Source organism: Gallibacterium genomosp. 1 (genome assembly GCF_000771875.1).
Classification (GTDB): Bacteria; Pseudomonadota; Gammaproteobacteria; order Enterobacterales; family Pasteurellaceae; genus Gallibacterium.
Genome location: NZ_JPXX01000015.1, coordinates 16,655 through 42,644, shown reverse-complemented (window position 1 = coordinate 42,644; position 25,990 = coordinate 16,655). Strand labels below are relative to the sequence as shown.

Sequence of the window (25,990 nt, the reverse complement as noted above, 5' to 3'; positions counted from 1 at the left end):
TTGAAACTTCCTATCCAGCACCCATATAGGGAAACATTGTTTTTAAATAGACTAAAAAAGGAAACGAAAAAATGACTACAATCGTAAGTGTTCGCCGTAATGGGCACGTAGTAGTTGGCGGAGATGGACAGGTTTCGCTAGGGAATACCGTAATGAAAGGCAATGCTCGCAAAGTGCGCCGTTTATATGGTGATAAAGTGCTTGCCGGGTTTGCAGGTGGTACAGCCGATGCGTTTACATTGTTTGAATTGTTTGAGCGTAAATTAGAAATGCATCAAGGGCATTTGTTAAAGAGTGCCGTTGAGCTGGCAAAAGAGTGGCGTACGGATCGGGCATTGCGTAAGTTGGAGGCAATGTTGATTGTTGCCGATGCCAAAGAGTCATTGATTATTACCGGTCTAGGGGACGTGGTGCAACCGGAGGAAGATCAAATTCTAGCGATTGGTTCCGGTGGCAACTATGCAATGGCAGCGGCAAGAGCATTGGTTGCAAATACCGATTTATCAGCGAGAGAAATTGTTGAGAAATCATTAAAAATTGCCGGTGATATTTGTGTTTTCACTAACACGAATTTTACTATTGAGGAATTACCGTAAACAAAGGATAAAAAAATGTCTGAGATGACTCCAAGAGAAATAGTTTCTGAATTAGATAAACATATTATTGGTCAAGCGGATGCAAAACGAGCTGTGGCGATTGCGTTGCGTAATCGTTGGCGTCGTATGCAGCTGCAAGAGCCGTTGCGTCACGAAGTAACCCCGAAAAATATTTTGATGATTGGACCGACAGGGGTTGGTAAAACCGAAATTGCTCGCCGTTTGGCGAAATTGGCAAATGCACCTTTTATTAAAGTTGAAGCGACAAAATTTACCGAAGTAGGTTACGTTGGTAAAGAGGTGGATTCCATTATCCGTGATTTGACTGATGTCGCAATGAAATTAGTGCGTCAGACTGAGATTAATAAAAATCGCTATCGTGCAGAAGAGGCAGCGGAAGAGCGAATTCTGGATGTTTTGTTACCTCCGGCGAAGGATCAGTGGGGCAATGTTGAAAGTAATGATTCGCACAGCAATACTCGCCAGATTTTCCGTAAAAAATTGCGTGAAGGTCAGTTGGATGATAAGGAAATCGAAATTGATGTTGCTGCCGGCGGCACGGTTGGTGTTGAAATTATGGCACCACCGGGAATGGAAGAGATGACCAACCAGTTGCAATCAATGTTCCAAAGTTTATCCAGCGGTCAAACACAAAAACGCAAAATGAAGATTAAAGATGCGTTAAAAGTGTTGATCGAAGATGAAGCGGCTAAATTAATCAATCCGGAAGAGCTGAAATTAAAAGCGATTGAAGCGGTTGAACAACATGGTATCGTTTTTATTGATGAAATCGATAAAATTTGTAAACGCGGTGAAACTAGTGGCCCGGATGTTTCGCGTGAAGGTGTTCAGCGTGATTTATTGCCGTTGGTGGAAGGTTCAACTATTAATACTAAACACGGAATGGTGAAAACTGATCATATTTTGTTTATCGCATCCGGCGCGTTTCAGGTTTCCAGACCTTCGGATTTAATTCCTGAATTACAAGGGCGCTTACCGATTCGTGTTGAGCTCGGTGCGTTAAGTGCGAAGGACTTTGAGCGTATTTTAACTGAACCAAATGCATCATTAACGGAGCAATATAAAGCGTTGATGCAGACTGAAGGTGTAACGATTGAGTTTACTCAAGATGCAATCGCCACAATTGCAGAAGCAGCATTTCGTGTAAATGAGAAGACCGAAAATATTGGAGCAAGACGTTTGCATACTGTATTAGAACGCTTGATGGATAAAATCTCTTTTGAAGCATCTGATATGAGCGGTGAAAAAGTAACTATTGATGAGGACTATGTAAAATCAGCACTTGGCGACGTTGTTGAAAATGAAGATTTAAGCCGTTTTATTTTATAATATTATTTTATAAAAAAGAGCTAGGTAGTTGATACTTAGTTTTCTGATGGTTAACAAAGGCCTAGGCAAAAAACTAGGCCTTTGATTTAATAAGAGTATCAACATAAAAGGAAAAGATGTCCGAATATTAGATCCACAGTATTAACTCAAGATGATAGATTTTGGTTTGAAGCTGTAATCACCAGGAAGATATAAGCTTTTAGTCGTCGCCAATTCTCAAAATCTTGCCTAATCCTTGATATATAAATTAGTAATAGGATGTTTTAATAGTCTATTTAACCTAATTCGTTCAGATAGCACCTCTTTTTTTCCTCGTCACCTCTTCTTGATACTTTTTGATTAAAGCTGAAAATAAAATATCCTCTGGTATACCATTTTTATAATTTTCTAGTTTTCGTTCTTCATCAACAACCCAAACGTTAGCTTCTGCCTTAGTTTTAAATGATTTTGATTTTCTAACACCTAATTTAAAAATCTCGGCGCGCCACTTAACACCATTTTTTCTAATAGAACCCATATCAACAACCTTTTTTTAATAGTAACTTATGCGTAAAATGTGCGTGATTTATGCGTGATTTAATCACGTTATTCAACAACAAATAACGTAAAAAACGCAATACAGGATATTTATTTATTTAGATTTTTATTGATAAGTTGTTGAAATAACAGGAAATAACGGCTAATAACAAATAAAAAACGGTAGGCATAAAGCCTACCGTTTTGGTGTCGTGGTGCTCTGGGCGAGACTTGAACTCGCACGTCCTACAGACACTACCCCCTCAAGATAGCGTGTCTACCAATTCCACCACCAGAGCGAAATTCTTATTTTGGAATATCCTGATTTACATCAGGTTTTGCAGGTAATTCAGTTACAGGTTTAACAGCTTCTTCTTTTTTAATCTGTTGAGCAACGCCTGAAAGATCATCAAAATTACCTTTTGGTTTGCTTGAATGTGCAGTTAAATTACCAAGTAATAAACTAATTGCAAAAAATATAATTGCTAAAATTGTTGTTGTGCGAGTTAAAAAATTACCTGCACCACTTGCACCAAATACAGTTCCAGACGCACCAGCCCCGAATGATGCTCCCATATCCGCACCTTTACCTTGTTGTACAAGGATAAAAGCTATTAATGCAATGGCGACTATAGGATAAATGATTAATAAGATTTGATACATTGTATAATCACACGCTTTAGTTAAACTTTTTTATTTGAGCATTTTGCCAAAATTAACGGGCTGCATATTATAAGATTGGCTTGGGTTGTGCAAGTCTTTTTCCATTACTAAGAGTTGATTGGCAAAAAAATGAGCGATAGAGATAAAAAATGAAAAAGTTATTGAAATAGTACTTGTTTATTATCAAAAAGAGGTGTAATTTTATCGTTACATTATTTGTAATAAAAAATTTACAGGATAATTTAAGATGAAAAAAGATAGTATTCACAATGTTCATATTGTGGATGAAAGAGTATTAATTACGCCAGATGAGTTGAAGGCGAAACTTCCTTTGGAACAACCATTACGTCAAAAAATTGAACGTTTTCGGAAAGAAATTGCTGATATTGTACATCGCCGAGATAAACGTTTATTAGTGGTTTGTGGACCTTGTTCTATTCACGATATCCCTGCTGCAATTGAATATGCAAAAAAATTGCAAATATTGTCGGAGGAATTGAAAGATCAATTATATATTGTGATGCGTGTTTATTTTGAAAAACCACGTACAACAGTGGGGTGGAAAGGGTTGATTAATGATCCAAATTTGGACGGAACGTTTGATGTCGAAAAGGGGTTGCATTTAGCCAGAAAATTATTACTGGATTTGGGGCATATGGGGTTGCCTTTAGCGACAGAAGCGTTAGATCCGATAACGCCGCAATATTTAGCAGATCTTTTTAGTTGGTCAGCAATCGGAGCAAGAACTACAGAATCACAAACTCACCGTGAATTAGCATCTGGTCTTTCGATGGCTGTTGGTTTTAAAAATGGTACTGATGGCAATTTAGCAACAGCTATTAATGCGCTTAAAGCGGCTTCTCAAGAACACAGTTTTATCGGTATTAATCAGCAAGGTCAAGTAAATTTGTTACATACTAGTGGCAATCCAGATGGGCATATTATTTTACGTGGTGGCAAAAAAACGAATTATCAGGCAGAATTTGTGAAACAGAGTGAAGAAGAGTTGGAAAAATCAGGCTTGGAAGCGTCAATTATGGTAGATTGTAGCCACGGCAACTCCAATAAAGATTATCGTCGCCAGCCAATTGTTGCGGAAGATGTGTTGCAACAAATTGTAGATGGAAACCGTTCTATTACTGGAATTATGTTAGAAAGTAACTTAAATGCTGGAAATCAAAGTGCAGAACAACCAAGAGAAGAGATGAAATATGGTGTATCTATTACCGACGCTTGCATTGATTGGCAGACAACAGAAACACTATTGCGTAAAATACACGATACTTTAGCTAAATTGGATCGTTAATTTATTGTGGAGAGAGTGTGTGGAAGTATTACAAGAGTTACGTAAGCAAATTGATGAAACTGATCAGGCGTTGTTAGCATTGCTCGTCAAAAGGTTACAACTAGTAACTGAAGTAGGTAGAGTGAAACATCAGCACGGTTTGCCGATTTATGTACCCGAGCGTGAAGCTGCGATGTTATTAGAACGTCGTCAGGAAGCGGAAAAAATGGGACTCTCTCCTGATTTAATTGAAGATGTGTTAAGGCGTGTGATGAGAGAGTCTTACCATAGTGAAAACCAGTATGGTTTTAAGACAACTAACCCAAATATTAAAAAGATCGTAGTTGTTGGTGGGCGTGGTAAACTCGGTGGGTTATTTGCCCGTTATTTAATTAATTCTGGTTATAATGTAGAAATTTTAGATTGTGATGATTGGCAACAAGCAAAACAAATCATTGAGGGAGCAGATATGGTGCTGATTTCTGTGCCTATTACGGCGACAGAATCAGTGATTGAGAAATTACAACCTTATTTACATCCAGAAATGTTATTGGCGGATTTAACTTCTGTAAAAACGGCACCAGTGTCAAAAATGATGGAAATTCATCAAGGTGCAGTAGTTGGTTTACATCCTATGTTTGGTCCGGATATTGAGAGTATGGCTAAGCAAGTGATAGCTGTTTGTGAAGGACGTTATCCTGAATGCTATAAATGGTTGTTAGATCAATTTTATATTTGGGGAGCGAGATTGTATCAAGTTACGCCACAAGAACACGATCATAGTATGACTTATATTCAAGCATTACGTCATTTTTCAACTTTTGCCAATGGATTACATCTTTCGCGGCAGCCAGTGCAGTTGAAAAATTTATTGGCACTTTCTTCACCTATTTATCGTTTAGAATTGGCAATGATTGGGCGATTATTTGCACAAGATCCGGAGCTTTATGCCGATATTATTATGGATAAACCAGAAAATCTTGAAGTGATTAAAACCTTGCAAAAAAGTTATGAACAAGCATTACAGTTTTTTGAAACTGGCGATAAGCAAGGTTTTATCAATGCCTTTCAACAGGTTCATCATTGGTTCGGAGATTATTCAGAACAGTTTATGCAAGAGAGCCGACAGTTGTTACAACAGGCATATGATCATCGAAAACACGATTAAATAACGTTATCGGATAACACAATGGCGGGATTTTATTTCCCGCCAAATTTTTTAGAGGTAAGACACAAAGTTTTCTTTATCTTTATTATATTTTTTCGTTGGACGGCTATTTGGGTTTTCAGCTGTTCCCACCATCACCAACGCCACAATTTTATCTTGCGGACGACAACCGAAAGCATTTCTTAATGCAGTACCGTCAATCCAAGGACCGGTCACCCAAACATTGGCATAACCTAACGCGTTAGCTGCTAATTGAAAGGCATAGGTTGCGCAACCGGCACTTAACATTTGCTCCCAAGCAGGCACTTTTTTGATTTCTTTATTAATTTCTGCGATAACAGCAACAAACATCGGTGCGCGCTGAGGAAATTTTTCTGCTTTAGCCAATCTTTCTGCGCCGAGATCGAGTTCAACAACAGCCTCTTTTAAAAGATTACCCAACTTTTGTAACCCTTCATTTTCAATAACAACAAAACGATAAGGGGTTAATTTGCCGTGATCAGGAACGTGGCGGGCAGCTTGCAATAACGTTTCCAATTCTTGTCTGTTCGGTGCCGGTGCGACTAAATTTTTTTCAGAATGGCGATTTAGTAACAAATCTAATGCTTGCATAGTTTTTTCTCCTTGAGGAATCAGATGGCGTATTGTAGCACGCAACACAGGCGTTCAGCGAAAAAGATCGTTTATTGATAAGCATTTTGTGCTATTTTAACTGACTGGAAATGATAAATAATAAGGTGTGAATTGTGTTTGCTATTTTTCGTTTTATTTGGAATTGTTTAAATGTTTTACGTCGGGTATTAATGAACCTAGCTTTTCTTTTTGTTGCAGGAATATTGTTGTTTAGTAGTACTTTATTTGTGGAAGAGCAAAGAAAACAACCAGTACCTCAGGGTGCGTTGCGTTTAAATTTAGATGGTTTTTTGGCGGATAATCGCGATCAAAATAGTGGCTTAAAAGCGTTACTCAATAATGTCCAGAAACAGGTAATATCAGAAAAAATATCAGTATTTGATGTGGTTTTTGCTATTACCCAAGCAAAAAAAGATGAGCGAATTAAAGGTATTGTGCTAGATCTTAACTATTTTGAAGGTGGTGATTTGCCCTCTATAACTTTTATTGGGAAAGCATTAAATGAGTTTAAACAGAGTGGTAAGCCGGTGATTGCCGTATCGGATAACTATTCGCAAAAACAATATATTTTAGCCAGTTATGCGGATAAAATTTACTTACATCGTCAAGGTCAAGTTGAGTTAACTGGATTGGGCGATGAACAGTTCTATTATAAATCGCTGTTAGATAAGATTGATGCTCAACCACATATTTTTCGAGTTGGAACTTACAAATCCGCAGTTGAGCCTTTGTTACGAGATGATATGTCGGAAGCGGCTCGTCAAAATGCAAGCCAATGGTTGAATGCAATGTGGAATAATATTAAGACAACAGTGAGTAATAACCGTCATCTTAAACAAGAGCAAATTTTCCCCTCAACAAATGACTTTTTACAACAAGTGAAAAATTTGAAAGGTGATTTGACACAATATGCATTAACTAATAAGTTAGTGACAGAAGTGGCGACACGCTATCAGATAAGTGCAGCATTAAAACAACAGTTTGGTGCGGATCGAGAAAATAATACTTATCAATATATTGATTTTTCAAATTATTTATATAGTTTACCGGATTATGAAACAGCTAATGCTACTAGTAATAATATAGCTGTTCTTCGTGTAGAAGGTGCAATTATTGATGGTGAGAGCGATGATGAAAATGTTGGTGGGGACACTATTGCTCGTTTACTTCGACAAGCAGCTGAGAATACAGCAGTAAAAGCAGTAGTGTTACGTATTAATAGTCCGGGAGGAAGTGCATTTGCATCTGAAGTTATTCGTGAAGAAGTTGAACACTTACAACAGATTGGTAAGCCCGTTGTTGTTTCAATGGGGGGAATGGCAGCATCAGGCGGTTATTGGATTGCTAGCACTGCAGATTATATTATTGCAGATAAAAATACCATCACAGGTTCAATCGGTATTTTTGCTGCATTCGTTACATTAGAGAAAAGTTTGGCTAATCTAGGTATTCATTCTGACGGAGTGAAGACTTCACCTTTAGCTTCAATGTCGCCATTTACCGCATTAAGTCAAGAATACAGTGATGTTATTCAGATGTCGATCGAGCACGGCTATGATCAATTCATCAGTTTAGTAGCTAAAGGGCGTAAATTGGATAAATCACAAGTGGATAATATTGCTCAAGGGCGTGTTTGGCTTGGTGAAGATGCATTAAAATATAAGTTAGTAGATGAGTTGGGTGATTTTAATACGGCGATTGCAGTAGCTTCAGAAAAAATCAGAGAAAAAGAGAAAGGATTAACCGATGATCAAATTGGTTTTTTATGGCTTTCTGAAGATCAAAGTAAAGGATTGTTATCATTATTGGGACAAAAAAAGAGCAGTATGCTGCAAGATTTGTTGCGTTCAATTGGTATTGTCGATTTTACTCAAATCAAACAAATGCACCAACAATTAGGATTGCTAACGCAATTCACCGATCCTAAGGGTCAATATTTATACTGTTTGAATTGTCAATCTACTTATTAATATAAAGGCATAAAATGATTAAAAAATTATTGCAGGCGATTGTTATCGGTTTAGCAGCGGCAATGTTGATCGTCTTAATATTATCCGGCACCGGCAGCAATCACTTTTTAAGCAGATTTTTCAGCCCACAAGTAGCATCTTACAATGATGCGGTTCGTATTGCTGCACCGGCAGTGGTGAATGTTTATACAAGATCATTACAAGATTCAAACCGCAATGATTTCAGTGTGAATAATTTAGGCTCAGGCGTGATTATGCGTAGTGATGGTTATATCTTAACCAATAAGCACGTGATACAAAATGCCGACCAAATTATTGTTGCACTGCAATCAGGCAAAATTTATCAAGCAACCATTATTGGCAGTGATTGGCTAACGGATTTAGCAGTATTGAAGATTAACGCCAATGATTTACCGACCATTCCGCAAAATCCGGAACGCACTGTGAAAGTCGGTGATGTTGCTTTAGCTATCGGTAATCCCTATAACTTAGGGCAGAGCGTTTCTCAAGGCATTATCAGTGCCACCGGACGCAATACTATCAGTGAATTTAAACAACAGGATTTTATCCAGACCGATGCTTCCATCAATCAAGGTAATTCCGGCGGCGCGTTAATCAATTCGTTAGGTGAGTTAATCGGCATTAATACTTTAAGTATCGGGCGTTCAGAAAATGAAGTGGTGGCTGAAGGTTTAGGGTTTGCGATACCGATTAAGTTGGCAAACACCGTGATGAGTAAGATTATTCAGGATGGACGGGTTATTCGCGGTTTCTTTGGCGTGGAAAGTCAAATGTTTTCCAGTGCGCCGATAGAAGACAACTCACAAAAAGGAGTGTTAGTAACCAATCTTAGTCAGAATGGACCGGCACAGCGCTCCGGTATTCAAATTGGCGATATCATTGTAAAATTTGGCAATACAGAAGTGCAATCGCCTGCACAAATGGTCAATATGGTTGGAAATATGAAACCCGGCGCAGTAGTTAGCGTACAAGTATTGCGGAAAAATAAACTTTATAATATTCCGGTTGAGATAGGGGAATATCCGATCAATTAAATAGGAGCAGGTGATGATGTTTGAAATCGCAAAATGTTGGACAGAAAGGCAACAAAATGATCCTCGTCGAGAACACGATCACCGTTCACCCTATCAACGTGATCGTGGACGAATTCTGCATTCTGCTGCGTTTCGTTGTCTGCAGGCGAAAAAACAGATCCATTCTATCGGTGAAAATGATTTTTACCGTACACGTTTAACGCATTCGTTAGAGGTTGCTCAAATTGGTGGCAGTTTGACTTCACAACTAAAATTGGAGGATGCATTTATTCATCTGCGCCAACAGAAGGGCAATGATTATGTTGAGCAAATCAAGCCGTCATTGATTAAAAAATTACTGCCTGCAAATAGTTTGATTGAAACGCTTTGTTTGGCTCACGATATTGGTCATCCGCCTTTTGGTCACGGCGGTGAAGTCGCGCTGAATTATATGATGAGCGATTGCGGCGGTTTTGAAGGAAACGGGCAGTCGTTTCGGATTTTAACTAAATTGGAGCCTTATACGCCACAATGGGGAATGAATTTAACTCGCCGTACTTTACTTGGAATTTTGAAATATCCTGTCATTTTGGATCAGGTTTCTCCACAATATCAACAGCTGGATTTGCCGCGCAGTGAAGATCCTCGCTATGTCAAAATGGAAAACTGGCGTCCGGGGAAAGGGATTTTCCGCGATGATTTAAGCGCATTTGAATGGGTTTTATCGCCGCTTTCTCGCCAAGATTATGCTCTGTTTACCTCACTGCCGCAACGCGCTTCAGCAGAACAAACACTAAAAAGTCGTTATAAATCATTAGATTGCAGCATTATGGAGTTGGCAGATGATATTGCCTATGCGGTACACGATTTTGAAGATGCGATTGTGGTTGGCTTGGTACATCGGGAGCAGTGGCAGCCAACATTGCAACAGTTGCAGCAGTGTCGAGCGGACTGGATTCGAGATAATATTGTCGCCTTAACGGATGCACTATTTTCCGATCAACATTATTTGCGTAAAAATGCGATAGGTTCCTTGGTCAATTATTTTATTACACATATTCGTTGGCGTGAAAATGAACAATTTAACGAGCCTTTACTGCGTTTTAATGCAGAATTACCGCCGGAAACAGTGGAAGTATTAAATCTGTTTAAACAGTTTGTTAGCCAATTTGTGATTCACGAAGTGAAAACACAACGCATAGAATATCGGGGACAACATATTTTGACAGAAATGTTCCAAATTTTTGTTACCGATCCGACCAGATTATTGCCGCCAAACACGGTGAAGCGTTGGCAGCAAGCAGAAGAAGCACACCGTAAACGCGTTATTTGTGATTATATTGCCGGAATGTCGGATGCTTATGCCTTGCGCTTGTATCAGCAGCTATAGATAAAAGATTCGCCTGCCCTCATCAGCAGGCGAAAGCCATTATTTAAAACTCAGCAACAAAATAATGGCGACAATACCTAAGCCGATACCTATAAAATTGATTTTATTAAGTTTTTCTTTAAATACAAATAGCCCGATTAGTGCGCCTAAAATGATGACCCCAATATTCATTCCGGCAAAAACCAATGAAGGATTTTGGCTAAGTTGTTGATGTGCTTTGATATAAAAGAGAATGTTTAGAAAATTCAGCACACCAAGCAGTAAACCGGCAAGCATACTTTTTGCTTGCCAACGTATTTTGGCGAAAATTAAATAAGCAAAAATAAAACAACCGGCAACGATAAACGAGGTGAAAAGCGCAAATGGAAAAGCGACACCGAATTTAGCAATCTGTTTAAATAAAATATCAATCACGCCGTAACCAAACCATACTAACAGCAATAGCGCAAAACCCACTATGCCGCCAGAAGCGCCGTCCGCTTTATGTTTGAAAATCAAAGCAAATAAGGCTAAGAATGCTAACAGAATAGCGATGGCTTTCTGTGAAGTCAGTGGCTCGCCAAAAAGTAAAAACGCAGCGAGAATCGGTAAAAAGAGCGATAAACGTTGCGCCGCATCAGCACGAGCGATGCCGTTATGTTCTATCGCTTTCGCCATTACCAAAAAAATAGAAGGCAATAACAAACCAAGTAAGAGAAAAATCCAGCTGTGTTCATTTTGGCGTAAAGCATCACTAAACGATAACCCTTGAAAATCGGGCTGTAACACGAAATAAGTTAAGGAACTTGCCATAATATAATTGCAGGCAATGGCTTGTGAAATAACGATCTGTTGTGAACGTGCGATTTTGAGAAAAACGCTCACAGCGACGCTACAGAAAATAGCGATAAATAGTGACAACATAATTATTCCTTGCAAAAAAATAAGATTGCTGGCGATTTTAGGCAATATTCACTATGATACGCAAGCACAAACTAAGGATAAGATAATGATGCAGCAAAAATTAGATCAGAATTCACCACTTGATGCGTGGTTGGCATATTTGGAGCATTTGCACAGTAAAAATATAGATATGGGGTTGGAACGGGTTAAATCCGTGGCACAACAATTAAATTTATTAAATCCGTCCGCATTTGTCATTACGGTCGCAGGTACAAATGGTAAAGGCACAACTTGTCGATTGCTGGAAACATTGTTGCTCAATGCCGGTTATCGTGTCGGCGTGTATTCTTCACCACATATTTTGCGCTATAACGAACGAGTTCGCATTCAAGGGGCGGAGTTGCCGGATCAGATGCACAGCCGAGCATTTTCAATTATTGAACAGCAAAGAAACCAATCCTTAACCTATTTTGAATTTAGCACTTTAGCGGCTTTATTATTGTTTCAACAAGCAGATTTAGATGTCATTATTCTTGAGGTTGGCTTAGGTGGGCGTTTGGATGCGACCAATATTATCGACACTGATTTAGCCATTATTACCTCTATTGATATTGATCATATTGCATTTCTCGGCGATAACCGTGAGCAAATTGGTTTTGAAAAAGCGGGAATTTGTCGTGAAAATACACCATTGGTTGTCGGCGAGCCGGATTGTCCAATCTCAATTAAACAGGTGGCAGAAAAATTGCACTGTCCGAGCTTGTATCGTGAAAAGGATTTTTCAGTGCAACAGACCGATCAGGATTGGGCTTTTCAAATAGGAACGGAGCAGTGGCAACATTTACCATTTTGTCACATTCCATTGCAAAATGCCGCAACTGCGTTGGCAGCACTAAAGTTTCTACCATTCAAGATTACCTTGTCACAAATTAAACAGAGTTTGCAAAATGTTGAATTGGCTGGGCGCTTCCAATTTTTAAGTCAAGAACAGTGCCAAAACTTGGCTCAACGATTTAATGTAGAAAGCAAAAATTTACCGCAAATTGTACTTGATGTTGGACATAATCCACACGCGGCACGTTATTTAGCAACACAATTAGCACAGAAGAAAGCAAATTACCGTCATATTTATGCTATTTGCGGTATTTTGCAGGATAAAGATGCCATAGGTGTATTAACACCATTGTTACCTTTTATTACAGCGTGGATTTGTGTTCCTTTGGCTGGCGAAAGAGGACAAAGTGCCACTGAATTACAGCGGAAGTTACAGTTAGTGGCAGAAAAAAATCATAATTTATTGGAAAGCCAAGCGGTTAATTCAATGTTACAGGGTGTAGATATTGCTTTAAATAAGGCACAAAAAGAGGATCTGTTGTTAATTTTTGGTTCATTTCACACAGTAGCGGATTTTTTGAATGTGTTAGGTAATTATTAATGAAGACATTTTTAGTGGATCTTAATTGTTTAAAAGAGATGTATGCCAAATAAGATGACTTAGTATTGGCTTAAATCAAAAATGGTTAGCCTATGAGCAGATGTTTCAATTCACGGTCGCGCATAAGGCGACCGACCATATGATAAAAAATCAGCAAAAATAAAGACTTATGTTATCTATTTCGCCAATCTTTTTATTTATATGCGGCGAACGCGTATATCATAAAATAAAAATGGGATATTTTAAGTTATTAACTTATTGATTTTTAAAGAATAATAATGAATCGCTAATCTTACACTATTTTAGTGGGAACTATAGGTTGGCGATCATAAAATAATCGTATCTTGGAAAATATCAAATGCTGGTTTAGCGCTATGATGTTCAACTTTTTTCGCCATTTACTACCAAGATGGTAAAAGCGTAAACTGTCACATTCCGGTTGATAAATATCTAATAATTTTGTTTTTAGTTTAACCCATTGATCTGGAATAATTACCAAGAATCAATGGAATCAATATACAAAATACCCTTTATAAATTAATGATAACTTTGATCAAAAACAGAAAAGATATTCAAAATAGCAGTAATTTTTTGTGATAGATTAATTACTTCAAATTTAAGTTATTTAGTTTTTTTGCAGTGATTATCAAAGTAAGTGTTTTTTAAACGGTTTTAGTGTAAAGAATAAGCATAAATCATTGAAAAAATCGACAAAATGACATAGGATAGCCGCCGCAAAAATTTGCGTATCGGAGATAAAAAATGTCATCAAACACAATAAAATTTTCTTATCATGCACCAGCAAGAGATGTTGAATCTCTTAAAGCAACTATCGTTTCAAAATTAATTTATAACCTTTGCTGTGAGCCTTCTGAAGCAAAATTGACAAACTGGTTGAATGCTGCACTTTATACTGTTCGAGACTTAAGTGCACAATCTCGTTTACATACTCGTCGTGCTATTAAACACGAGAAATCACGCCGTGTTTACTATCTTTCAATGGAATTTCTAATGGGTCGTGCATTTAGCAATGCAATGATTGCAGAAGATGTGTACGAAGCGATGAAACAAGCCTTTAAAGAATTAGGTTTGGATTTAGAAGATATCTTGAATCAGGAAGAAGATCCTGGTTTAGGTAATGGCGGTTTAGGACGTTTAGCCGCTTGTTTCTTGGATAGTTTGGCGACATTGCGTATTCCTGCTACCGGCTATGGTATTCGGTATGATTATGGAATGTTTAAACAGGAAATTGAAAATGGTCGTCAAGTGGAAAAGCCGGATGGTTGGTTGGCACAAAATATTGCGTGGGAATTTAATCGTCCAAGTAAAAAAATTCCTATCCGTTTTGGTGGGCAAATTTATTACGAAAACAATAAATGTATTTGGAAACCTTCCGATGAAGTGGTGGCCCTTGGTTATGATCAATTAGTTCCGGGGTATGACAACGATGTTGCCAATACATTGCGTTTGTGGTCGGCACAATCCAGTGATGCGTTTAGCCTAAATGATTTTAATCGTGGTGATTATTTCGCAGCAATGGAAAAACAAAACTTTTCTGAAAATGTATCACGTGTACTATATCCTGATGACTCCACTACAGCGGGTCGTGAATTACGTTTAAGACAAGAACATTTCTTAACGTCTGCTTCTGTACAAGATATTTTACGTCGTCATTTAGATATTTTTGATAGTTTGGATAATTTGGCAGAAAAAGTAGCAATTCATTTAAACGATACTCATCCAGTATTAGCAATTCCAGAATTAATGCGTCTGTTAATTGATGAACACGGTTATGAGTGGAAAAAAGCTTGGGAAATGTGCTGTAACATTTTCTCTTATACTAATCATACATTGATGAGTGAAGCATTGGAAACTTGGCCAATTGAAATGCTAGGCTCAATCTTGCCTCGCCATTTACAGCTTATCCTTGAAATTAACGAAAACTTCTTGAATGATTTGCGTGCTAAAGGCTACGGTGAAGATTTTATTCGTCGTGTATCTATCATTGATGAGGATAATGGTCGACGTGTTAGAATGGCGTGGTTGGCAGTGATTGGTTCCTATAAGATTAATGGCGTTGCCAAAATCCACTCCGATTTAATGGTGAAATCTATTTTTGCTGATTTTGCGAAAATTTATCCTGAACGTTTTACCAATGTAACAAACGGCGTAACGCCTCGTCGTTGGATCGCGATTGCTAACCCTGAGTTGGCGAAATTGATTGATAGTAAGATTGGTAAAAATTGGCGTAAAGAGTTGGATGAATTGAGTCAATTAAACCAATTTATTGATGATGAAACATTTTTATCTGATTTTCAACGCGTTAAATTCAGCAATAAACAGCGTTTAGCGGAGTACATCAAATATCATCTTGGTATTGAAGTGAATCCGAACGCATTATTTGATGTGCAGGTAAAACGTATTCACGAATATAAACGTCAATTATTGAATGTACTTCACATTATCTATCGCTATAACCAGATTTTGAAAAATCCGGATGCAGACTGGACACCACGTGTTTTTATCTTTGCCGGTAAAGCTGCAAGTGCTTATCACACAGCGAAGAAAATTATTAACTTGATTAATGATGTAGCAGAAGTGATTAATAATGATGGACGTATTAAAGATTTAATTAAAGTAGTCTTTATTCCGAATTACGGTGTTAGCCTTGCACAAATCATTATTCCGGCTGCGGATGTTTCTGAACAAATTTCTTTGGCGGGAACCGAGGCTTCTGGCACAAGTAATATGAAATTTGCATTGAATGGCGCATTAACTGTGGGAACATTAGACGGCGCTAATGTTGAAATTCTCAATATGGTGGGTCAAGAAAATATCTTTATTTTTGGTAATACGGTTGAGCAGGTTGAAGCATTACGGGCGAAAGGCTATTCTCCTTTTGAATTTTTTGAACGTGAACCAGAATTAAATACGGTTATTCAGCAAATTACTTCTGGACACTTCTCACCGCAAGATCCGATGCGTTATCAAAATGAACTGAATTTGTTCAGTGATTATTATCAAGTGATGGCAGATTTTCGTGCTTATGTTGAGATTCAAAAACAAGTGGATCAACATTACAAACAACCGCAGGCGTGGGCAAAATCTGCATTGATTAATACCGCTAATATGGGGTATTTTTCCTCTGATCGTTCGATCATTGATTATGCTGAGAATATCTGGAAAGTTGAACCGTTATTAAGCTATGATAAAGAGGTTTATGAAGCGGAAAACTGTGTCATTGAGGATGAACTTCCTGAACAGTTATAACCGTTAACGGATTAACGCTATTGAAACGTGCATAAAGTGATTTATGCACGTTTTTTTATTTTTAAGGATTGAATCGGATTAACCCTTCTTGTTGGGTAGTGGCAATTAAGCGACCTTGACGATCGAAAATTTGACCACGTGATAAACCTCTTCCGCCAAAAGCATTAGTACTTTCAATAGCATAAAGTAGCCAGTCAGTGATGTCTCCAGCACGATGAAACCAAATTGAGTGGTCAATAGTTGCCACTTTCATACCGGTTTGTAAAAAACCTTTTTGGTGAGGATGTAGTGCAGTGAGTAGAAGGTGAAAATCGGAAAAATAAGCTAATAAACATTGTTGAGTTGCTCGATCTTTCGGTGCTTCACCATTGGTTTTTACCCAAATATATTGTTCAGGTGGCAATATTTTGCCTTGGAATGGATTATTAATATATTTACTTCGAATATCAAAAGGGCGTTTGGCAATAAATTTATCACGCACTGTTTCAGGGATATGTTGAGCCAACTGCTGTAATACTGCACTTTCTCTCATAAAACTGTCTGGCTTACCTACAGATGGCATAATAGTTTGATGTTCAAAACCATTCTCTTCCATTTGGAATGAGGTGGTTACGTGACAAATGGATTGATTATGTTGAATTGCTTTAATACGCATCGCCGTGAAATGATGACCTTCACGTAACACTTCGACATCGTAAATAATAGGATGTTGGCTGTCGCCAGGGGCAAGAAAGTAGGCGTGACAAGAGTGTAAAATACGATCTTGTGGAGCAACCTGAATAGCGGCTGATAATGCTTGCGCTATTACTTGGCCACCGAACACCTGTCGTAAACCTAAATCCTGACTTTGTCCACGGAACAGAAAATCATCTAGTTTTTCAAGTTTAAGCAATTCAACGAGTTGATTTAAAACAGTAGACATTGGATTTCCTTTGATTAAATAGAAAAGTCGAAAAATTTTGCTATTCCAATGCATTTTAAGGAATAGCAAAATTATAAGAAGTTATTTAAATTCCGCCCAAATCGGTGCGTGATCGGATGGCTTTTCCATTGCACGAATATCTTTAGCGATGCCGGCAGAGATACAGCGCTGTGCCAAAGTTTGATTAGCTAAAATTAAATCAATACGCAAGCCTCGATTATCATCAAAGCCTTTAGAGCGATAATCAAACCAAGAGAATTGGTCATTTACTTGTGGATGTAAAGCTCGGAAAGTATCAACCAAACCATATTGATATAAGTTTTGCAACCATTCTCGCTCTTCAGGCAAAAAAGAACATTTCCCTGTGCGTAACCAACGTTTTCGATTTTCTTCACCGATTCCGATATCCAAATCGGTTGGACTGATATTCATATCACCCATCACTAAAACAGGATTTTCAGCATTATGCTCATTGATTAAATAGTGTTGCAAATCACGATAGAATTTTTCTTTTGCTGGAAATTTGGTTTCGTGGCTGCGATTTTCTCCTTGTGGAAAATAGCCGTTAATTACTGTTAGTTGACCAAAAGGCGTTGTTAAATCAGCCATAATAATACGGCGTTGCGCATCTTCGGTATCAGTAGGGAAACCTTTGCGTACCGCTAACGGTTGCTGTTTTGTCAATAATGCAACGCCATAATGGCTTTTTTGCCCGTGATAAAAAACGTGGTAGCCCAAATCAGCAACAATCTCGTGTGGAAAGGCTTCATCAGCAACTTTAATCTCTTGTAGCCCTAAAACATCCGGTTGATATTGCTCAATTAGCTGATGTAATTGATGGGGTCTGGCGCGTAATCCATTAATATTAAAAGAGATAAATTTCATAACTTCGTATAATCCTTATTTAAGCGACTGAATTTTTTTAATCATATTGCTGGTTGAGTAACCATTTTCAAAGTTAAGTACTTTGACATCCCCACCGTTTGCCCAAACCTCTTTACTACCAGCGATCTCTTCCGGTTTGTAATCACCACCTTTAACTAATAAATCAGGCAAAATTTCGCCGATTAAGCGTTGTGGGGTTTCTTCTTCAAACGCTACTAACCAATCAACTGATGCTAAACCAGCGAGTACCGCCATTCTAGTTTCAAGATTATTAATTGGGCGTTGTTCGCCTTTTAAGCGTTTTACTGAGGCATCTGAATTGACTGCAACGATCAAACGATCGCCCAATTTACGCGCATTGGCTAAATAGGAAACGTGTCCCGGATGTAAAATATCGAAACAACCGTTGGTCATCACAATTTTTTCACCACGTGCTTTGGCTTTCGCTACTGCCTGTTTCAACTCCTGTTCGCTCATAATACCAAAGCCGTTTTCGCTGCGGCGATGAATTGCATTTTCCAATTCTACGGTAGAAACAGTGGAAGTACCCAATTTACCGACCACAATACCGGCGGCAACATTGGCTAAATAACAAGCCTCTTCCAAGCTGCGACCATCAGCAATTGCTGTACCAAGAATACTGATCACGGTATCTCCAGCACCAGTTACATCAAATACTTCCTGTGCTTGCGTTGGTAGATGAAATGCCTCTTGCTCTGGACGAATTAAGGTCATTCCTTTTTCAGAGCGAGTAACTAACAATGCTGTCAAATCCAATTGTTTGATCAATGCTAATCCTTTATCAACAATTTCCTGTTCACTGTGACAAGCGCCGACTACCGCTTCAAATTCTGACATATTAGGCGTTAATAAAGTTGCACCACGATAACGCTCAAAATCTGTACCTTTTGGATCAATTAACACAGGCACATTAGCTTGGCGTGCAATTTGAATCATCTGTTGTACTTGTAATAAGGTACCTTTACCGTAATCAGATAGAATTAATGCACCATATTCTGCAATATAATGTTGCAAACGAGAAAGTAACTCATTAGATTGAATATCGTGAAAGTTCTCTTCAAAATCAAGGCGCAACAACTGTTGATGGCGAGAAAGGATTCGTAATTTGGTAATGGTCGGATGAGAATTTAAACGCACAAAATCACAATCAATTTTCTGATCTGTCAACAGTTTCACTAATGCCTCTGCTGCTTCGTCCTGACCAGTCATTCCCAACAATTTAATCGGCACATTTAAACTGGCGATATTCATCGCAACATTAGCTGCACCGCCAGCACGTTCTTCGTTTTGTTGTACTTTTACCACAGGAACAGGCGCTTCAGGGGAAATACGATTAGTTGCACCAAACCAATAACGGTCTAACATCACATCGCCAAGGACTAAGACTTTAGCGTGATTAAATTGAGTGGAATATTGAACCATAGTTTTCTCCATAAACAAATTTTGCTGGCGATTTTACCACAGCTCCGTCTTGAATAATGCTATTTCCAGCACTTTCCGCTAAAATAGTTAATATTTGAATTATTTAGTTTGCAGTAATCAATGAAAAATCAACAGTTACCACAATTTCAATTTTCTTTTTTCCTACCTAAATATTGGATTCTTTGGCTTGGAATTATCTTGTTTCGTCTGATTTTATTCTTGCCGTACCCTTGTTTAGTGAAAATAGGACACGGTTTGGGTAAATTATTCAGCAAATTTAAATTCGGTAAACGTCGTTTAGAGATAGCTCGTCGTAATCTAGAACTTTGCTTTCCTGAAATGAGTGAATTACAACGACAAGAACTGTTAAAACAGAATATTCAAGCCGTTGGAATGGCTATTATTGAAACTGGAATGGCGTGGTTTTGGTCAGATAACAGGATTAAAAAATGGTCTAAAATTGAAGGGCTGGATTACTTGACTAAAGCAGATAGCGGTATTATTTTGGTTGGTATTCATTTTCTGACGCTAGAATTAGGCGCAAGAATACTCGGGCTTTATCATCAAGGTATCGGTGTTTATCGTCCGAACGACAATCCGCTGTTTGATTGGCTACAAACAAAAGGGCGTATACGCTCCAATAAATCGATGCTCGATCGCCATAATTTACGTGGGATGATTAGAGCATTGCGTCAAGGGGAAACTATTTGGTATGCACCGGATCACGATTATGGACGAAAAAGTGCAGTATTTGTGCCGTTTTTTGCAGTAAAAAATGCTGCGACTACCACTGGTACTGCATTTTTAAAACGCAGTGTTCCGCAAAGTTTAGTTATCCCTTTTACACCATTACGCAATAAAGATGGCTCTGGTTACACTATTTCTATTTCTGCTCCGATTGATCTTAGCGATTGCGAAGATGATGTTGCTATTGTTACTCGAGTGAATCAAGCAATTGAGCGAGAAATAAAAAAAGATCCGTCGCTTTATATGTGGCTTCACCGCCGATTTAAAACTCGTCCGGAAGGAGAAGAAGTGTTTTATTAGTTTTGTGTGTGATTTATGTGTGATTGAATCACTTTATTTTACAGCGGATAACAAGAAAAATAGAACAAGTAGAATTTTATTATTTAGTTTTAATAGTTAATTCATTGGAAACAATGGAAAGCATAGCGCTAAATTGGTGCCCCCAACAGGACTTGAACCTGTGACCAATCGATTATGAGTCGACTGCTCTGACCGACTGAGCTATGGGGGCAGTAGGTAAGACGGCAGAGATTATAGTCAAAGACAGAAATGAAGTCCAGCATTGTATCCAAGCTTATGTTTTTTTGCGTAATTTTCACGCATTGAAGGGGGCGAATGGCTATGCGTGTTGCTTTTTTAGTCAAAATGCCTAAGTAATTAGAATCTTGCCTAATTCTGAATGCAAGCTGTTCTTTTGGAACAAGTTGCTCAAGGCTTACCATCTTAAGTCCATACTGGGGAAAAGGATTTTAACATTCAGGTATCTTCTTTTATATTGATATGGTTGTTAGATCAAAGATTTCGCTTTTTGTTTAGATTTTTGTCAAAATCCTTACCAGCTTGCTAAGCTGCATCTTTTCTTCTCACTTTTCACACCACGTCTGTTGCGGCAAATATTCACTTAAAAAATCGATCAATAGAGCGATTCGAGCGGTAAGTTGGTGATGACGATAATAAACGGCATAAATCGGTTGTAAGATTTTTTGTCGCAGATCTGGCAAAATTTCCACCAAATCGCCATTTTTTCGTGCCTGTTCAGTCATCATATCGGATAAACAGACCACGCCGACGTGATTAAGCGCCAGTGCCAATAAACTTTCTCCACTGGAAGCGATCACGTTAGGTGTAATCGTGAGTAAATGACCAGAATTGTCTAACAATGGCCATTGGTTAAGGTGCGCCGGTTGGCTGAACCCCAACAGGCGATGTTGCAATAACTGATGTACGCTATCAATTTTCCCTTGTTTTGCCAAATATTGCGGTGTCGCCAAAATACGAATGGCGGTTTTACCGAGCAAACGAGCGTGCATTGAGGAATCTTGCAATTCTCCGACCCGAATCGCCATATCAGTGCGCTCTTCCAATAAATCGATCAGGCTATCATTGCTGTTCAGTTCTATTTGAATTCGGGAATAGCGTTGTAAAAATTCTGCCATAGCCGGAATCAAAACGTGTCGCATCACTGGTGCTGATGTGTTGATACGTAATAATCCGCCAGCATCCGTATGGCGAGCAAGCAATTTTTCTTCAGCAATTTGGACACTATCTAAAATTTGTCGCGCTTGTTGTAATAGCAGTTCACCTTCGGCAGTGAGATACATTCGTCTTGTGCTGCGTTGCAACAGCGTAGTTTCTAAATCGTTTTCTAGCCTTGATAGACTGCGACTTACGGCAGAAATTGGCAGATTTAAGCTTTGTGCAGCAGCACTAATTGATTTTTTTTCGACAATTTGTACAAAAATATTAAGTGCTTCAAGATTGAGTTTCATATTTATTCCTTCCGATTAAAGGCGTTGATGGAGTGGAGATTATCTTAATAGCTAACCGAATACAAGATTATTTTTGCAAAATTTGCAAATATTATTTGCAAATTACACTGTTTTTTTGAAGTAATCCTTTTTCTATAATGCACGCCATCAATGAAATAGAAGTTAAACAATTAAGATGAAGGAGAAAAAAATGACAATTCCAAATTTTGGTGTAGGAACTTTCCGTTTACAAGGTCAGGTTGTGATTGATTCTGTGAAAAATGCGTTGGATGTTGGTTATCGTGCAATTGATACTGCACAAATTTATGGTAATGAGGCGGAAATTGGGCAGGCAATTGCAGAAAGTGGTGTAAATCGTGATCAACTCTTTTTAACTACAAAAATCTGGGTAGATAATTACAGTGCCAATAAATTGGAAGATAGCCTAAAAGAGAGTTTGCGAAAATTGCGTACTGATGTAGTAGATTTAACGTTGATTCACTGGCCTGCTCCAAATAACGGAGTGGCGTTGCCAGAATATATGAATGCGTTGTTTGAGGCGAAAAAAGCAGGATTAACACGTCAAATCGGAATTTCCAATTTTAATATTGAATTGACTAAACAGGCGATAGCGGTCGTTGGCAAAGAAAATATTGCCACCAATCAAATTGAGTTAAGTCCTTATCTACAAAATCCGAAATTGGTGCACTTTTTGCAAGAGCAAGGTATAAAAATCACCTCTTATATGACGTTAGCTTATGGAAAGGTATTGAACGATCCGATTTTAGTACAAATTGCACAAGTGCATAATGCGACTACCGCACAAGTGGCGTTAGCTTGGGCATTAGCTCGCGGTTTTGCTGTTATTCCGTCTTCAACTAAACGAGAAAATTTAATTTCCAATTTAAAAGCATTGGAATTGAAGTTGAGCGAACAGGAAATTGCAATGATCAATGCGTTAGATCGTAATAGCCGAGAAGTCAGTCCAGATGGATTGGTAGCGTGATTAATATTTTCTTTTGCCTGTGAAAGAGCGGAATTTCTGCTCTTTCATTCAATACATAACACAATCGTTTTTAAATTAAGAGAGGAATTTAATGCCAGTTGCTTTATTGGCCCTAATGATTGGGGCTTTTGCTATCGGAACAACCGAATTTGTGATTGTTGGATTAGTGCCGACCATTGCACAAAGTTTAGCTATCAGCGTACCGTCTGCCGGCTTATTAGTTAGTTTGTATGCGTTGTCCGTTGCCATTAGTGCGCCTTTGCTCACTGCAATGACAGCACGTTGGCAACGTCGTAATGTACTTCTGTTTTTAATGGCCATTTTCGTGGTGGGAAATCTATTGGCGTGGCAGGCAACCAATTTTTCTACACTGATTGGTGCAAGAATTGTGACGGGGTTAGCACATGGAGTATTTTTCTCAATTGGCTCAACCATTGCGACACAATTAGTGATAAAAGAGAAAGCTGCTGCTGCAATTGCAATGATGTTTACTGGACTTACTGTGGCGTTGGTAACCGGTGTGCCATTGGGTGCCTATATCGGGCAACATTTCGGTTGGCAAACTACCTTTTTAGAGGTGATGTCTTTGGGGGTGATCGCCTTTATCGGTGCATTATTATTTGTGCCGAAAAATTTACAGCAACCTAAACCAGTGAAATTGATGCAACAATTGGATGTGATTCGTTCACCTCGGTTACTGCTGGTTTATGCGATGACCGCATTAGGTTACGGTGGAACTTTCGTGCTATTCACTTTTTTATCACCGATGTTACAACAATTAGCTGGTTTTAACGGCAATGATGTCAGTTTAATTTTGGTTGGTTACGGTATTGCAGTTGCACTGGGCAATACATTGGGTGGTAAATTGGCAGATAAGCTGGGTACGGTTCGTTCGCTAAAATATATTTTTAGTGTACAAATGTTGGTGTTGTTCTCTTTTTATTTCACCGCACAAAGTGCGTGGGTGGTGTTAATTAGTACAATATTATTGGGTTTAACCAGTTTTGCTAATGTCTCACCACTGCAATTATTAGTGGTCGAACAGGCAAAAATTGATGCTCCACAGTCAGTGGATGTAGCTTCTGGTTTGAACATTGCCGCCTTTAATTTGGGTATTACTATTGGTTCAGGTATTGGTGGTCAAGTAGTGGCGAAGCTCGGATTATTGGATACTGCGTGGGTCGGTGCTATTATTCTGGCGATTACACTACTGCTGGTTTCTTTATTCAACAGAATGCAACAAGTGAAATGTTCAGAGCAAGTTTTTGCCTAATTGAAGTCAATAACAGAAACCTGTGAGCGATCACAGGTTTTTTCTTATAGAAATTTTTCCAGTAAAAAGTTAATCACTGCCGCCACACGCCTTATTTTTTGGCTGGCTTGTGGGTAATACACATACACAGGTGGATAGGTTCGCCAATGGTCTTGCAAAACAGGGATAAAGTTAGCTTTATCGGCTAGTCGCTGATAGATCGGAGTAAACAAACGCCCAATGCCTAAGCCCGCACGCACGCCGTCTGCGATGGTGTCGATGTCGTTACAAATCATCGGCGTGGGCATTCCGATGCTTTGGCTTTCGCCGTTTCGTTCCAAAATCAAGGGTAAAATTTGTCCTGTGGTGATGAAACGGTAGCCGATTAAACGGTGTTGGTGCAGGTTTTCATGGCTCGGCATACCGTATTGTTTCAGATAGCCGTCTGAAACATATAGCCCCTCTTGAAAGGCAGGCAGAAGCTGGCGTGCTACCATATTTTCATCGATTTTATCGCCAAAACGAATACTTAAATCAAAGCCTTGTGCCACCAAATCCACCGTACCGTCATACACAGAAATATCCAAGCAAATATGCGGATAACGGCGGTGAAATTCCGCCAAATGATCTTGCAAAATCAAACGGTAAGCAAAGCGGGAAAGGGTAATCCGTACCAAACCCGATGGCGCGTGTTCCTCGCCAAGAAACTGCTCCAAACGGCTATCCAATTCCCGCATTAACGGCTCGGTTTGTGTGAGCAACCTCGCTCCAGCCTCCGTGAGCTGAACCCGCCTTGTGCTACGCTAAAACAACGGCATATCCATTGATTGCTCCAACAGCTTCAAGGCTTGGCTTACGGAAGGGCTGGTAATCCCCAGTTTCCTCGCTGCTGAATTAATGCTCCCCTCTTGGGCAATGGCGTGAAAAATTTGTAGTTGGTGGTAGGTGGTGCTGTTCATTTGATTTTTGCAATGTCGTTGAACTGAAATATTTTATATCGTTGTTAATCAGCAAGATACTATAGAATTTTTGGAAAAAAATAAATAAAATGCATAAATTAAACGGAAACCATAAAATTTTAACGATGTTTACTCCCCACCAAGCTCAATATATTGCCTGGCAATTACAAAAGCAAACTACAGCAGATAATGTTGAAGCCTTTGCTTCCACCTTGGTCAATGCTCAAATTGATTTGAACCCTCATCAAATTGATGCCGCTATTTTTGCCTGTAAAAATCCTTTATCACGAGGTGTTCTTTTAGCTGATGAAGTTGGATTAGGAAAAACCATTGAAGCAGGTTTAGTGATTGCTCAACGAATAGCGGAACGCAAAAAGCATATTCTCATCATCACGCCTGCCAATTTACGCAAACAGTGGCATCAAGAATTACAAGAGAAATTTGCGATTAATAGTGTGATTTTAGAGAAAAATACCTATAGCGAATACCAGAAAAAGGGGCAATTTCCTTTCCATCAAAACCAAGCCATTATTTGTTCTTATGAATTTGCCAAACAAAAAGCTGCTGAGCTGAAAAGGATAGCTTGGGATTTGGTGGTTTTTGATGAAGCACACCGCTTACGCAATGTTTATAAGAATAATAATAAAACCGCTCAAGCCTTAAAAGAAGCTTTAGCACAGGTATCTTCCAAAGTATTATTAACTGCCACGCCATTACAAAACAGCATTTTAGAACTATATGGGCTGGTGAGTTTTATTGATGATAAAATTTTTGGTGATCTAGCTAGCTTTAAAGAACAATTTGGCGGGAATAACCCACACAATCTTGTGTAATTA

Annotated in this window: 23 protein-coding genes, 2 tRNA genes and 1 pseudogene; 13 read left to right on the top strand and 13 right to left on the bottom strand. The window is 38.7% G+C overall.

Annotation, left to right across the window (positions count from 1 at the left end):
* The first annotated feature begins 71 nt into the window (after positions 1-71).
* Both hslV and hslU read left to right on the top strand, forming a co-directional pair.
* Positions 72-596 (top strand): ATP-dependent protease subunit HslV, encoded by a 525-nt coding sequence (gene hslV, locus JP36_RS05320; protein ID WP_013745066.1) that lies wholly within the window; start codon positions 72-74, stop codon positions 594-596.
* Positions 597-611: 15 nt separating this feature from the next.
* Positions 612-1,946, top strand: coding sequence for an HslU--HslV peptidase ATPase subunit (gene hslU / locus JP36_RS05315; protein WP_039172721.1), 1,335 nt, complete (start codon positions 612-614; stop codon positions 1,944-1,946).
* 289 nt (positions 1,947-2,235) lie between these two features.
* On the opposite strand, the gene JP36_RS05310 is transcribed toward hslU, so the two are convergent.
* From JP36_RS05310 to secG, 3 genes are all read right to left on the bottom strand, one after another.
* A complete protein-coding gene (locus tag JP36_RS05310; RefSeq protein WP_052119452.1) occupies positions 2,236-2,463 on the bottom strand; it encodes a hypothetical protein in 228 nt (75 codons plus the stop codon).
* A gap of 212 nt (positions 2,464-2,675) precedes the next feature.
* Positions 2,676-2,761, bottom strand: a tRNA-Leu gene (locus tag JP36_RS05305).
* Positions 2,762-2,768: 7 nt separating this feature from the next.
* On the bottom strand, positions 2,769-3,125 hold the full coding sequence (secG, locus tag JP36_RS05300; protein ID WP_039135523.1) for a preprotein translocase subunit SecG: 357 nt from the start codon (positions 3,123-3,125) through the stop codon (positions 2,769-2,771).
* Positions 3,126-3,372: 247 nt separating this feature from the next.
* Here secG and JP36_RS05295 point away from each other — a divergent pair, with 247 nt between their 5' ends.
* The gene (locus JP36_RS05295; protein ID WP_039135525.1) at positions 3,373-4,431 is read left to right on the top strand and encodes a 3-deoxy-7-phosphoheptulonate synthase; all 1,059 of its coding nucleotides are present in this window, start codon (positions 3,373-3,375) and stop codon (positions 4,429-4,431) included.
* Between the two features lie 19 nt (positions 4,432-4,450).
* Entirely contained in the window at positions 4,451-5,578 is a 1,128-nt protein-coding gene (gene tyrA, locus JP36_RS05290; RefSeq protein ID WP_039172717.1) for a bifunctional chorismate mutase/prephenate dehydrogenase, read from the top strand.
* Positions 5,579-5,629: 51 nt separating this feature from the next.
* On the opposite strand, the gene JP36_RS05285 is transcribed toward tyrA, so the two are convergent.
* On the bottom strand, positions 5,630-6,190 hold the full coding sequence (locus JP36_RS05285; RefSeq protein ID WP_039172713.1) for an NAD(P)H nitroreductase: 561 nt from the start codon (positions 6,188-6,190) through the stop codon (positions 5,630-5,632).
* A gap of 134 nt (positions 6,191-6,324) precedes the next feature.
* On the opposite strand from JP36_RS05285, the gene sppA reads away from it, so the two are divergent.
* The 3 genes from sppA to JP36_RS05270 are packed head-to-tail and all read left to right on the top strand — an operon-like array spanning position 6,325 to position 10,605.
* The gene (gene sppA / locus JP36_RS05280) at positions 6,325-8,181 is read left to right on the top strand and encodes a signal peptide peptidase SppA (RefSeq protein ID WP_039172710.1); all 1,857 of its coding nucleotides are present in this window, start codon (positions 6,325-6,327) and stop codon (positions 8,179-8,181) included.
* A 14-nt stretch (positions 8,182-8,195) separates the two neighbouring features.
* Positions 8,196-9,236, top strand: a complete 1,041-nt coding sequence (gene degS, locus JP36_RS05275; RefSeq protein WP_039172707.1) for an outer membrane-stress sensor serine endopeptidase DegS — start codon at positions 8,196-8,198, stop codon at positions 9,234-9,236.
* A gap of 13 nt (positions 9,237-9,249) precedes the next feature.
* Positions 9,250-10,605: an anti-phage deoxyguanosine triphosphatase gene (locus tag JP36_RS05270; protein ID WP_039172704.1), complete on the top strand. Its 1,356-nt coding sequence runs from the start codon at positions 9,250-9,252 to the stop codon at positions 10,603-10,605.
* Positions 10,606-10,644: 39 nt separating this feature from the next.
* On the opposite strand, the gene JP36_RS05265 is transcribed toward JP36_RS05270, so the two are convergent.
* Positions 10,645-11,508, bottom strand: coding sequence for a membrane protein (locus JP36_RS05265; protein WP_039172702.1), 864 nt, complete (start codon positions 11,506-11,508; stop codon positions 10,645-10,647).
* 85 nt (positions 11,509-11,593) lie between these two features.
* Between JP36_RS05265 and folC the strand changes: the two genes are divergently transcribed.
* Positions 11,594-12,922 carry a bifunctional tetrahydrofolate synthase/dihydrofolate synthase gene (gene folC / locus JP36_RS05260; protein ID WP_039172700.1) on the top strand — a complete coding sequence of 443 codons (1,329 nt, stop codon included), beginning with the start codon at positions 11,594-11,596 and terminating at the stop codon, positions 12,920-12,922.
* A gap of 326 nt (positions 12,923-13,248) precedes the next feature.
* On the opposite strand, the pseudogene JP36_RS11760 reads toward folC, so the two are convergent.
* Positions 13,249-13,415 (bottom strand): annotated as a pseudogene (locus JP36_RS11760) (CRISPR-associated endonuclease Cas2); the annotation flags it as partial.
* A gap of 269 nt (positions 13,416-13,684) precedes the next feature.
* Between JP36_RS11760 and JP36_RS05255 the strand changes: the two are divergent.
* Positions 13,685-16,192: a glycogen/starch/alpha-glucan phosphorylase gene (locus JP36_RS05255; protein WP_039172699.1), complete on the top strand. Its 2,508-nt coding sequence runs from the start codon at positions 13,685-13,687 to the stop codon at positions 16,190-16,192.
* Positions 16,193-16,253: 61 nt separating this feature from the next.
* Here the strand turns inward: JP36_RS05255 and tesB are convergent, their stop codons facing one another.
* From tesB to hldE, 3 genes are all read right to left on the bottom strand, one after another.
* Positions 16,254-17,114 carry an acyl-CoA thioesterase II gene (tesB, locus tag JP36_RS05250; protein ID WP_039172697.1) on the bottom strand — a complete coding sequence of 287 codons (861 nt, stop codon included), beginning with the start codon at positions 17,112-17,114 and terminating at the stop codon, positions 16,254-16,256.
* An 81-nt stretch (positions 17,115-17,195) separates the two neighbouring features.
* Positions 17,196-17,999, bottom strand: coding sequence for an exodeoxyribonuclease III (gene xthA / locus JP36_RS05245; RefSeq protein ID WP_039172694.1), 804 nt, complete (start codon positions 17,997-17,999; stop codon positions 17,196-17,198).
* Positions 18,000-18,014: 15 nt separating this feature from the next.
* Positions 18,015-19,442: a bifunctional D-glycero-beta-D-manno-heptose-7-phosphate kinase/D-glycero-beta-D-manno-heptose 1-phosphate adenylyltransferase HldE gene (hldE, locus tag JP36_RS05240; protein ID WP_039172691.1), complete on the bottom strand. Its 1,428-nt coding sequence runs from the start codon at positions 19,440-19,442 to the stop codon at positions 18,015-18,017.
* Between the two features lie 120 nt (positions 19,443-19,562).
* On the opposite strand from hldE, the gene lpxL reads away from it, so the two are divergent.
* The gene (gene lpxL, locus JP36_RS05235) at positions 19,563-20,489 is read left to right on the top strand and encodes an LpxL/LpxP family Kdo(2)-lipid IV(A) lauroyl/palmitoleoyl acyltransferase (RefSeq protein WP_039172688.1); all 927 of its coding nucleotides are present in this window, start codon (positions 19,563-19,565) and stop codon (positions 20,487-20,489) included.
* Positions 20,490-20,623: 134 nt separating this feature from the next.
* Here the strand turns inward: lpxL and JP36_RS05230 are convergent.
* A tRNA-Ile gene (locus JP36_RS05230) sits at positions 20,624-20,700 on the bottom strand.
* A 352-nt stretch (positions 20,701-21,052) separates the two neighbouring features.
* Positions 21,053-21,958 (bottom strand): LysR family transcriptional regulator, encoded by a 906-nt coding sequence (locus tag JP36_RS05225; RefSeq protein ID WP_039172685.1) that lies wholly within the window; start codon positions 21,956-21,958, stop codon positions 21,053-21,055.
* Positions 21,959-22,148: 190 nt separating this feature from the next.
* On the opposite strand from JP36_RS05225, the gene dkgB reads away from it, so the two are divergent.
* Complete coding sequence (gene dkgB, locus JP36_RS05220; RefSeq protein ID WP_039172682.1) at positions 22,149-22,943, top strand: 2,5-didehydrogluconate reductase DkgB; 795 nt, start codon at positions 22,149-22,151, stop codon at positions 22,941-22,943.
* 91 nt (positions 22,944-23,034) lie between these two features.
* Positions 23,035-24,216: an MFS transporter gene (locus JP36_RS05215; RefSeq protein ID WP_039172680.1), complete on the top strand. Its 1,182-nt coding sequence runs from the start codon at positions 23,035-23,037 to the stop codon at positions 24,214-24,216.
* Between the two features lie 44 nt (positions 24,217-24,260).
* Here JP36_RS05215 and JP36_RS05210 read toward each other — a convergent pair whose 3' ends face one another.
* Both JP36_RS05210 and JP36_RS11755 read right to left on the bottom strand, forming a co-directional pair.
* The gene (locus JP36_RS05210; RefSeq protein ID WP_234702154.1) at positions 24,261-24,956 is read right to left on the bottom strand and encodes a LysR substrate-binding domain-containing protein; all 696 of its coding nucleotides are present in this window, start codon (positions 24,954-24,956) and stop codon (positions 24,261-24,263) included.
* Positions 24,957-24,998: 42 nt separating this feature from the next.
* Positions 24,999-25,154 carry a helix-turn-helix domain-containing protein gene (locus JP36_RS11755; protein WP_234702153.1) on the bottom strand — a complete coding sequence of 52 codons (156 nt, stop codon included), beginning with the start codon at positions 25,152-25,154 and terminating at the stop codon, positions 24,999-25,001.
* A gap of 89 nt (positions 25,155-25,243) precedes the next feature.
* On the opposite strand from JP36_RS11755, the gene JP36_RS11750 reads away from it, so the two are divergent.
* Positions 25,244-25,987, top strand: coding sequence for a DEAD/DEAH box helicase (locus JP36_RS11750; RefSeq protein ID WP_234702152.1), 744 nt, complete (start codon positions 25,244-25,246; stop codon positions 25,985-25,987).
* Positions 25,988-25,990: the final 3 nt, after the last annotated feature.

Bases quoted from the DNA above. Each gene is read 5' to 3' on its own strand.
- JP36_RS05265 (WP_039172702.1), bottom strand. From the start codon at position 11,508: ATGTTGTCACTATTTATCGCTATTTTCTGTAGCGTCGCTGTGAGCGTT.
- JP36_RS11755 (WP_234702153.1), bottom strand. From the start codon at position 25,154: ATGAACAGCACCACCTACCACCAACTACAAATTTTTCACGCCATTGCC.
- JP36_RS05270 (WP_039172704.1), top strand. From the start codon at position 9,250: ATGATGTTTGAAATCGCAAAATGTTGGACAGAAAGGCAACAAAATGAT.
- JP36_RS05255 (WP_039172699.1), top strand. From the start codon at position 13,685: ATGTCATCAAACACAATAAAATTTTCTTATCATGCACCAGCAAGAGAT.
- degS (WP_039172707.1), top strand. From the start codon at position 8,196: ATGATTAAAAAATTATTGCAGGCGATTGTTATCGGTTTAGCAGCGGCA.
- folC (WP_039172700.1), top strand. From the start codon at position 11,594: ATGATGCAGCAAAAATTAGATCAGAATTCACCACTTGATGCGTGGTTG.
- JP36_RS05215 (WP_039172680.1), top strand. From the start codon at position 23,035: ATGCCAGTTGCTTTATTGGCCCTAATGATTGGGGCTTTTGCTATCGGA.
- JP36_RS11750 (WP_234702152.1), top strand. From the start codon at position 25,244: ATGCATAAATTAAACGGAAACCATAAAATTTTAACGATGTTTACTCCC.
- lpxL (WP_039172688.1), top strand. From the start codon at position 19,563: ATGAAAAATCAACAGTTACCACAATTTCAATTTTCTTTTTTCCTACCT.
- JP36_RS05310 (WP_052119452.1), bottom strand. From the start codon at position 2,463: ATGGGTTCTATTAGAAAAAATGGTGTTAAGTGGCGCGCCGAGATTTTT.
- hldE (WP_039172691.1), bottom strand. From the start codon at position 19,442: ATGGTTCAATATTCCACTCAATTTAATCACGCTAAAGTCTTAGTCCTT.
- JP36_RS05225 (WP_039172685.1), bottom strand. From the start codon at position 21,958: ATGAAACTCAATCTTGAAGCACTTAATATTTTTGTACAAATTGTCGAA.
- secG (WP_039135523.1), bottom strand. From the start codon at position 3,125: ATGTATCAAATCTTATTAATCATTTATCCTATAGTCGCCATTGCATTA.
- tesB (WP_039172697.1), bottom strand. From the start codon at position 17,114: ATGTCTACTGTTTTAAATCAACTCGTTGAATTGCTTAAACTTGAAAAA.
- xthA (WP_039172694.1), bottom strand. From the start codon at position 17,999: ATGAAATTTATCTCTTTTAATATTAATGGATTACGCGCCAGACCCCAT.
- hslU (WP_039172721.1), top strand. From the start codon at position 612: ATGTCTGAGATGACTCCAAGAGAAATAGTTTCTGAATTAGATAAACAT.
- JP36_RS05285 (WP_039172713.1), bottom strand. From the start codon at position 6,190: ATGCAAGCATTAGATTTGTTACTAAATCGCCATTCTGAAAAAAATTTA.
- JP36_RS05295 (WP_039135525.1), top strand. From the start codon at position 3,373: ATGAAAAAAGATAGTATTCACAATGTTCATATTGTGGATGAAAGAGTA.
- hslV (WP_013745066.1), top strand. From the start codon at position 72: ATGACTACAATCGTAAGTGTTCGCCGTAATGGGCACGTAGTAGTTGGC.
- dkgB (WP_039172682.1), top strand. From the start codon at position 22,149: ATGACAATTCCAAATTTTGGTGTAGGAACTTTCCGTTTACAAGGTCAG.